This window comes from Neisseria sp. P0009.S007 (assembly GCF_051962515.1).
Map to the genome: position 1 here is coordinate 1 of NZ_JBQCVF010000398.1, position 1,258 is coordinate 1,258.

Sequence of the window (1,258 nt, forward strand, 5' to 3'; positions counted from 1 at the left end):
GGCGTGTTCGGGCCGGGAACGGGCAGCCTGCTGGCTTTTGTGTTCGTCCGCTTTTACGGCTATGATTTTTTAGCGGCCAACGCTTCGGCAAAGGTCATCAATTGGACGATTAAAAATGGAATGTTATTACGGTAAATGATTTGAGACGTTCTAACAACTGGAAAAAACGATTCATGAGTACATTCATTATTACAACCATGAGCGCATTCAGGGGAAACTAAAAGGACTGAGCTCTGTGAATTACAGAACTCAGTCCTTGAACTAAATCAGTCTAACTTTTTGGGTCAGATCATTTTACGGAGCTTTTTTTGTTGTGTGCTTTAAGCCATTTTTGCATTTGTTCAATTTCCGCTTGTTGTGCGTTAATAATATCCTCAGCAAGCTTACGCATCTCAGGATCCTTTCCGTATTTTAATTCAACTTCCGCCATTTTTACTGCGCCAATATGGTGTGGCAACATACCTGCTGCAAAAGCAACATCAGGATCTTTATATTGCGCAGCTGCCATCATGTCTTGATTCATTTGATTCATACCTTGCATTAATTCTTGTTGCATTGCAGAATCTGTCGACATTGGCATATTCATGTGTGCTTGATGCGGTTGTTCATTAGCTTGGGCATAATTTGAAATTGCAACAGCGCTAAGTGTGATAAAAGTCATAAGTTTTTTCATGTTTTTCGCCTATGTGATAACTGAAGGAGCACAAATTATAAACTTTGACCTAAGGTTAAAGTCAACATTCTATTCCGAAAATGTTTGGTGAGGTGCTAAAAGCTAAAATAAGACAATATTTGAGCTGCGTTACGGATTTATGTTGCTGCTGTGCCTGACCATTGGGAAGTTTGCTTGGGATTTATTGGGTTGATATCGAATGAAAAAAAGGCCGTCTGAATGTTTCAGACGGCCTTTGCGTTTTACAGTTTAACCGAATGCTCGCGTGTTTCGTGGAACACGATATCCGGCCAGCGTTCTTGTGTCAGATTCAGGTTGACGCGGTTAGGTGCGAGATAGGCGAGGTTGCCGCCTGCGTCTATCGACAGATTGCCTGCATTGGCTTTTTCAAACTCCGCCAGCTTTTTCTTGTCTTCGCACGATACCCAGCGCGCCGACCAGATGGATGCGCTGTCAAACACGGCTTCTACGCCGTATTCGTTGGCCAGCCGCGAGGTAACAACTTCAAACTGCAACACGCCGACCGCGCCCAAAATCAAATCTGCGCCGCTCATCGGTTTGAAAACCTGTACCGCGCCTTCTTCG

Annotated in this window: 1 protein-coding gene and 3 pseudogenes; 2 read left to right on the forward strand and 2 right to left on the reverse strand. The window is 44.0% G+C overall.

Annotated features, from left to right (window positions below; genetic code table 11):
* Both ACTHS3_RS13580 and ACTHS3_RS13585 read left to right on the forward strand, forming a co-directional pair.
* Positions 1–108: pseudogene (locus tag ACTHS3_RS13580) on the forward strand (sulfite exporter TauE/SafE family protein); the annotation flags it as partial.
* Positions 95–265 (forward strand): annotated as a pseudogene (locus tag ACTHS3_RS13585) (IS3 family transposase); the annotation flags it as partial. The pseudogenes ACTHS3_RS13580 and ACTHS3_RS13585, both read left to right, overlap by 14 nt.
* A gap of 24 nt (positions 266–289) precedes the next feature.
* Here the strand turns inward: ACTHS3_RS13585 and copM are convergent.
* Together copM and prfC are read right to left on the reverse strand one after the other, a co-directional pair.
* The gene (gene copM, locus ACTHS3_RS13590; RefSeq protein ID WP_036491551.1) at positions 290–673 is read right to left on the reverse strand and encodes a CopM family metallochaperone; all 384 of its coding nucleotides are present in this window, start codon (positions 671–673) and stop codon (positions 290–292) included.
* A 242-nt stretch (positions 674–915) separates the two neighbouring features.
* Positions 916–1,258, reverse strand: a pseudogene (gene prfC, locus ACTHS3_RS13595) (peptide chain release factor 3); the annotation flags it as partial.

Excerpts from the sequence above, each read along its gene's own strand:
- copM (WP_036491551.1), bottom strand. The coding sequence starts at position 673 with ATGAAAAAACTTATGACTTTTATCACACTTAGCGCTGTTGCAATTTCA.